The following is a 6,512-nucleotide window of genomic DNA, read 5'->3' as shown; positions in this document are numbered from 1 at the left end:
GGCACGGGCCCGGCGGTGGAGGTGGGAAGAAGGCGGCCGAGGAGGACGCCTCGCTGGTCGAGCAGGCGGTGCGGAGTGGGATGTTCCGGTCGCTGGCCCGGTCCGTCGGTACGCAGCTGGGCCGGGAGATCTCGCGTTCGCTCTTCGGTACGGCCCGCCGCAGGCGGTAGGGGCGGCGGCAAGGGCGGACGGTAGCGGAGGACGGGCCGGGGGTCACTGGTCGGCGGCGCGTTTGGCTGCCTTGGCCGCCTGCTTCGCGTGCTGCTTGAACGCGCGGACCTCGGCGAGTGATTCCGGGCCGGTGATGTCGGCGACCGACCGGTGCGAGCCGGCCTCCCCGTACGGACCGGCGGCCTCTCGCCAGCCCTTCGGCCGTACTCCGAACTGCTTGCCCAGCAGCGCCAGGAAGATCTGGGCCTTCTGGGTGCCGAATCCGGGCAGCGCGTTCAGCCGTTCACGCAGTTCGGCCCCGTCGGGTACGTCGGCCCATACCGCGCTCGCGTCGCCGTCGTACTCCGCGACCAGGTACTGGCACAGCTGCTGGACCCGCTTGGCCATGGAGCCGGGGTAGCGGTGCAGGGCGGGCTTCGTGGTGAAGAGCCCGGCGAACGCCTCCGGGTCGTAGGCGGCGATCTCATGGGCGTCCAGATCGTCCCCGCCCATCCGCTGCGCCAGCGAGTACGGGCCGGTGAAGGCCCATTCCATCGGCACCTGCTGATCCAGCAGCATGCCCACCAGAGCGGCGAGCGGGCTGCGCGCGAGGAGCTCGTCCGCCTGCGGCTCCTGGGCGATCCGCAGGGTGATGTGCCGGTCCTCGTTGCTCCCGGCCGTGCTGTTCTCGGCCGCGTTGCTCTCGGTCATGCCTTCGATCATCCCGACGGCGGTGCTGCCCGGCCACCGCACTGCCCGCCGGTGCAGCCGTTTGCCGTACGGACGGGGCGGGTGCCCGAAGGGGCAGCGGCGGCTGCCCGCGGCCGGCGGGGTCCGGGCTGGACGGGGCAGTGCGGCGTCGTGAAGGTGGAGTGGTGAGGCCATCACGACGCGCCTCGACCGGGGCGCGGTCAGGGGAGAGATGACGATGCACGCACCGGAATGGGACCAGGAACACGACCACGACCACGAGCGGGACCACGGGCACCGGCATGAGCTCGACGAGCCGGTGCACGTGTCGCGGCCGTCCGGGGGACGGGAGCCGGCGGACACCCCGCACCTCTACCGTGCGGCGGCCGCCGGGCGGCCCGATGTGGTCGGGGCCGGGGGCATGAGCGTGCTCCAACGGGCGGTCGGAAACAGCGCCGTGGGGTCGATGCTCCAGCGCAAGGAGGAGGAAGAGCGCTCCCCCGTGCACGACGTGGTCTCGTCGGGGGGCGGGAAACCGCTGGACGCCGACACCCGCGCCGATCTGGAGGGGCGGATGGGGGCGGACTTCTCCGACGTACGCATCCACACGGACTCCGCCGCCCACGAGTCCGCGAAGGGCGTGGGGGCGCACGCGTACACCGTCGGCAACAACGTGGTCTTCCAGCGGGACGCCTACGACCCGTCCTCGCCGCAGGGCCGCACCACGCTGGCCCATGAGCTGACCCATGTGATCCAGCAGCGCAACGGCCCGGTGGAGGGCACGGAGGCGGCGGGCGGGATCCGGGTGAGCGATCCGTCCGACCGGTTCGAGCGGGAGGCCGTCGCGAACGCCGACCGGGTGCTGTCGGATCCGGCTCCGGCGTCGGCCCCCGTTTCGGATCCGGCCCCCGCCCCGGCTTCGGCGGCGTCCGTGCAGCGGGCCGCGACGGAGGACGAGGACGAGCAACCCGCCGATGTGCAGGGCTCGTTCGTGCAGCGCGCGAAGGAGGGGGACGAGGAGGAGGAAGAGGCTCCGCCGGAGTGAGGGACGGGGCGGGCCCTCGACGGCGCCCCTGGTGGGGCGGGGCTCCGCCAGGGGCACCGTCCCGTCCCGCCCCGCCGCGTCAGTCCGCCGATTCCGTCTTCATCGTGCCGCCCAGGAACAGCGACTCCGAGCAGCGCGAAGGCGTCGGCGCGTTCACCGGCTCGCCGACCTTCCGGCAGTCCACCGTCAGCGTGACCTGGCCGCCGCCGAGCACCAGGATCGGCGTGACGAAGTGGTAGTCGGAGTCGCGGAAGTTCTCCAGCGCCAGCCGGAGCACGGGCGCGTCCCGTCCCGAGGAGACCACGAGCGTTCCCGCGTCGCCCTGCGGGTTCTGGACCACGATGTCGGTCAGCTGGAACGTGTGGCCGCCGGGCACCTGGAGCGCCGTCTCGGTGTTCGACCCGCCGCCCACCGAGTCTCTGACCTGCACCTGTGCACTGGTCGGCGCCGCCGCCGAGGCACCGGAGTCCGTGCCGGCGCTCGGTGAGGGGCTGGGCTTCGGCGAGCCCCCGTTCGCCCCGGAGGAGTCACCGCCGCCCGAGGCGCCGGCCGAGGACCCCTTCTCGGGCGCCTTGCTCTTGTCGGCCGCGGCGGCGGACCGTACCGCGTCCGGGGTGATCGCCTCCCGGGCCGCCGACTTCACGGCCGGGCGCAGCAGCGCGTACCAGAGTCCCACCAGCGCGATCAGCAGCACGGCCGCGGTGATCAGCGCGCGGGGGAGCCAGCGCGGCAGGATCGGTTCCTGCTGGTACGTGCCGTCCACGACCACCGGTGCGATCGGGGCCTGGCCCTCGGCCACGTCCGGGGTGGCGGCCAGCTGGAAGGGGTGCGTGACCGGGATGCCGCGCCACACGCGCTTGGCGGGCCGGATGCGGACCTTCCCGAAATCCGCCCGGCCGGGCGCGATCAGCAGTGTGTCCTCGGCGAACGAGACCTGTGCCCGCTCCGTGCCCGACTGGGCCCCCAGCCGTACGGTGACCGGAGCGTTGCCCCGGTTGTCGACGGCGAGCTGGTGCTTGCCGCGCCAGGCCCCGTGCGAGCTGCGCGGCACCAGTTCGGCGGTCGTCTCGGTGAAGGGAAGAACGGTCACCCGCCCTTCGGGCACCACCGTGTCGCCCTGTTCGCTGGTCGGCACCACGCGTATCCCGAAGGGCGTGTCCCCCGCGAGTACGGTCGAGTCCCGGGGCGGACGCAGTACGAGGGAGACCGTCTGCGAGTCGCCCGGATACAGGGAGAGAGCCGCCGGCTCGACCGTCGACCAGGCGGCACAGGCGCCGACCACCTCGAAGCGGTACTCCTCGACGGTGCTGCCGGAGTTGAGGATCCGCAGAGGGAGGGCCGTCTCCTCGCCCGGTGCGGCAGTGACGGACGAATCGTCGAGGCTTGCCGTGAGACTCATAGGCGGCAACGTAGGTTCGCCGTTGAACGCCGGCATCGGCCGTGGAGGAACACTTCCGGGCAGATTCTGTGCCCGGATCGGCCTTTTTGTTTCCCTGTAGGGATACGCGGGCATCTTTTGACCGCCTCAGAAGAGTGAGGCATACGAAAACAGCCGTGTTGGTTGTGTTCGCTGCGACGCCATCGGCTGTTGCCCAGGGGGAGCATTGCCATGGAGCGCATCACTGTTGCATTACGGGCTCAGGATCCGATCTCGCAAGCGGGCGTGGCCAGTCAGTTACGGACCCGGCCCGAGGTCAGCGTCACGGAGTGGGGGGAGGGCGACGCCTCTCCCAGGATCGTGGTCGTCGTCGTGGACGCGGTCGACGAGGCGGTGTTGACGATGCTGCGTCACATCCAGCGCACCAGCACCTCACGTACCGTTCTGGTCACCACGGACATCGACGAGCAGAAGCTGGTGAGTGCCGCGGAGTGCGGTGTCGCCGGTGTGGTCAGGCGCTCCGACGCGACTCCGGAGCATCTGGTGCAGGTCATCGGGACGGTGGCGCGGGGCGAGGGCCATCTCCCGTCCGACCTGCTGGGACGGCTGCTGGAGGAGGTGGGCCGCCTCCAGGGGCAGGTGCTCGGTCCGCGCGGTCTGCACTTCACCGGTCTCGCGGCACGCGAGGTGGATGTGCTCAGGCTGGTCGCGGAGGGGTACGACACCGCGGACATCGCGACGAAGCTCGCCTACTCCGAGCGCACCATAAAGAACGTGCTGCACTCGGTGATGACCAGGCTCCAGCTGCGGAACCGGTCGCACGCGGTGGCGTACGCGATGCGGCAGGGGCTGATCTGAGCCTTTCCGCGTTGGTGGGTGCGTTGCCTGGGTGGGGGCTCGTCTGAGCCTTTCCGCGTTGGTGGGTGCGTCGCCTCGCCAGGGGCTGGTCTGAGTCTTCCCGCGGCGACGCGTACGTCGCCTCGGCAGGGGCCCGGATGCACTTTCGGGCAGTGGGGGCTTCCCGAGGATGTGACTCCCGCACCGCTGTGCGTCCGCCGCCCGTGCAGGACCCTGACGTCCGGTGTGCCGATCGGCCTAGGGTGGGGGAGGACTTCCGTGCGCTGGTTCCAGCCGCTTCGGCGGGTGCCGTGGGTGGCGCGGGGTGCGCGGACGTGGCCGGCCAGGCCGGGCCGGGCGGTCCGTCCCCGGTCGTCCGCCTCGCGCCGCACCCTCACCGCGCTCCGGATCCCCGCCCTCGCCCTGCTTCTCGTGGTCAGTGGCGTGGCCCCCGGTTCAGCCGTCACGTCCGGGGCGCCGTCGGTGGCGGTGCCCGAACCCTGGGTCACTCCGGCCGAGTTCACCGACGCGGTCGACCCGGGCGGTTCCACCGGCGTGGCCAAGCAGGTGCGTACGCCGGCGATCCCGCCCAGGCCGGATGTGATCCTGCTGGTGGACGGCACCGCCAGCATGGCCGACCCGATCAAGAGCGTGCAGGAGAACCTGCCCAAGATCACCGACAAGATCCTCGCGGAACAGCCCGACTCCCGGTTCGCCGTGGCCACGTTCGGTGACCAGGAGGGCGACGTCAATGCCGGTTTCAGTGTGCTCCAGGGGCTGACGGACGATCTCGAAGCGGTGCAGGCGGGTGTCGACAGACTGGACACCGCGTTGGGCGGCAAGAGCCGGGGCCCGTCAGAGGACTGGATCAACGGGCTGTGGCAGATCGCCAACGGTGCCGGTGGCCAGACGGTTTTCCGTGACGGGGCGAGTCCGGTCATCGTGCTGGTCGGCGATGCTTCCAGCCACGCCCCGAGCAATGGGCACAGCATCGACGACACGATTTTCGATCTTCAGGACCGGAGCGTCCGGGTGATCGGTGTCGACGTGGCGAGCAAGATCGGCGACGGTCTGAACGGAAATGGCGATGCCGGCGATCCCGAGTACGTGGAGGATCCGCTCACCACTCCCGACCAGGCCACCCGCATCATCAATGCCACCAACGGACGTCTGCTGGAGGGGATCGACGGGGACAAGGTCGCGGAGGCGATCGCCGAGGGCTTCAACAACCTTCCCACCACGGTCGGTTACCGCCTCGACAACTGCGACCCGTCTCTGACCGTCGCCCTGGATCCCCCCACCCGCAGCGTGACGAGCGGCGACACCGCTTCGTTCGCGGAGAACATCGACGTCGCCGCGGATGCGCCGCAAGGCACCACCCTGACCTGCACGGTTCAGTTCCTGATGGGTACCCAGGTGCCCGGAACGGAGACGATCGGGCCGTCCGCGGCTGCCGATCCGGACTTCCAGGAGCAGATCCGCATCGATGTGAACGACATCGACGCGCCCGCCGTCACCGTGGACGATCTGACCGTCCGGGCCAAGGACAAGAAGGGCGCGCGCGTGACGTACGCCGCCACCGCCCAGGACGCCACCGATGGCACGCTCCCGGTGACCTGCGCGCCTGCCTCCGGTTCGCTCTTCCCGGTCGGCCGCACCACGGTGACCTGCTCGGCGACCGACTCGGCGGGCAACACGGGGACGGACACGGCGGAGATCGAGGTGTTGGAGGCCCCCGTCCCGCCCTCGGCGGATGTGGCGATGAAGGTCGACGTCAGCCCCGACCGTACGTACACCGGCCGCCCGGCCCGTGCGCGGTTCACCGTCACCAACGCCGGTCCGGACCCGGCGACCGGAGTGGTCATCGGCTCCAGCTGGCCGAAACCGTCCAAGGGCAAGGACCGCAGCCTGCCCGCCCTGACCCGTTGCACGACGGCGAAACCGTGCACCATTCCGGCCGGCGGCCGCATCGAGGTGACTCAGACCGGTACGTACCGTGCGGCGATCACCGGGGACGTACGGGCCACCGTGCGTGGCACGTTGCCGGACCGCCGGAGCGCCAACAACCAGGACACCGACCGGCTGCGCGTCCTGAAGCCCTCGCTGACCGTCACTCCGCAGGTCGCCAAGCCGGGACAGCCGGTGCTGGCCCGCGGCAAGGACTATCCGCCGGGCGCGACCGTACGTTTCACGTGGAACATCGGGATCACCCCCGGCGGAGCGACGGCCACGGTGGGGCGCGACGGCACCTTCGAGGTCCAGGTCCTGGTCCTGCGCAAGGACAAGCTGGGCCCGCGCGAGCTGCGGGCGGACTCGCGCGACCTCGCCCGGCTGAAGAAACCGGTCCTGGTGGTGCAGAGGAATCTCCAGCCACCGGACTTCGCGGGCCGCGCATGAGCACCGGTGACCACA

At 71.1% G+C, this 6,512-nt stretch carries 5 protein-coding genes and 1 pseudogene; 4 read left to right on the top strand and 2 right to left on the bottom strand.

The window, feature by feature from the left end; all coding sequences use genetic code 11:
- Positions 1-170: pseudogene (locus AADR41_RS29955) on the top strand (helicase HerA-like domain-containing protein); the annotation flags it as partial.
- 43 nt (positions 171-213) lie between these two features.
- Here the strand turns inward: AADR41_RS29955 and AADR41_RS29950 are convergent.
- Entirely contained in the window at positions 214-861 is a 648-nt protein-coding gene (locus tag AADR41_RS29950) for an HhH-GPD-type base excision DNA repair protein (protein ID WP_342284603.1), read from the bottom strand.
- Positions 862-1,072: 211 nt separating this feature from the next.
- On the opposite strand from AADR41_RS29950, the gene AADR41_RS29945 reads away from it, so the two are divergent.
- On the top strand, positions 1,073-1,885 hold the full coding sequence (locus AADR41_RS29945; RefSeq protein ID WP_342284602.1) for an eCIS core domain-containing protein: 813 nt from the start codon (positions 1,073-1,075) through the stop codon (positions 1,883-1,885).
- Positions 1,886-1,964: 79 nt separating this feature from the next.
- Here AADR41_RS29945 and AADR41_RS29940 read toward each other — a convergent pair whose 3' ends face one another.
- Positions 1,965-3,284, bottom strand: coding sequence for a COG1470 family protein (locus AADR41_RS29940; RefSeq protein WP_342284600.1), 1,320 nt, complete (start codon positions 3,282-3,284; stop codon positions 1,965-1,967).
- A 210-nt stretch (positions 3,285-3,494) separates the two neighbouring features.
- Between AADR41_RS29940 and AADR41_RS29935 the strand changes: the two genes are divergently transcribed.
- Together AADR41_RS29935 and AADR41_RS29930 are read left to right on the top strand one after the other, a co-directional pair.
- Positions 3,495-4,121 (top strand): helix-turn-helix transcriptional regulator, encoded by a 627-nt coding sequence (locus tag AADR41_RS29935; RefSeq protein ID WP_342284598.1) that lies wholly within the window; start codon positions 3,495-3,497, stop codon positions 4,119-4,121.
- 258 nt (positions 4,122-4,379) lie between these two features.
- On the top strand, positions 4,380-6,497 hold the full coding sequence (locus AADR41_RS29930; RefSeq protein ID WP_342284596.1) for an HYR domain-containing protein: 2,118 nt from the start codon (positions 4,380-4,382) through the stop codon (positions 6,495-6,497).
- Positions 6,498-6,512: the final 15 nt, after the last annotated feature.

Origin of the sequence: Streptomyces sp. CLV115 (genome assembly GCF_038448545.1) — a bacterium.
In the GTDB taxonomy this organism is placed as follows: Bacteria; Actinomycetota; Actinomycetes; order Streptomycetales; family Streptomycetaceae; genus Streptomyces; species Streptomyces sanglieri.
Note: the sequence above shows the minus strand (reverse complement) of the source record. Positions and strands in the feature narration are given on the sequence as shown.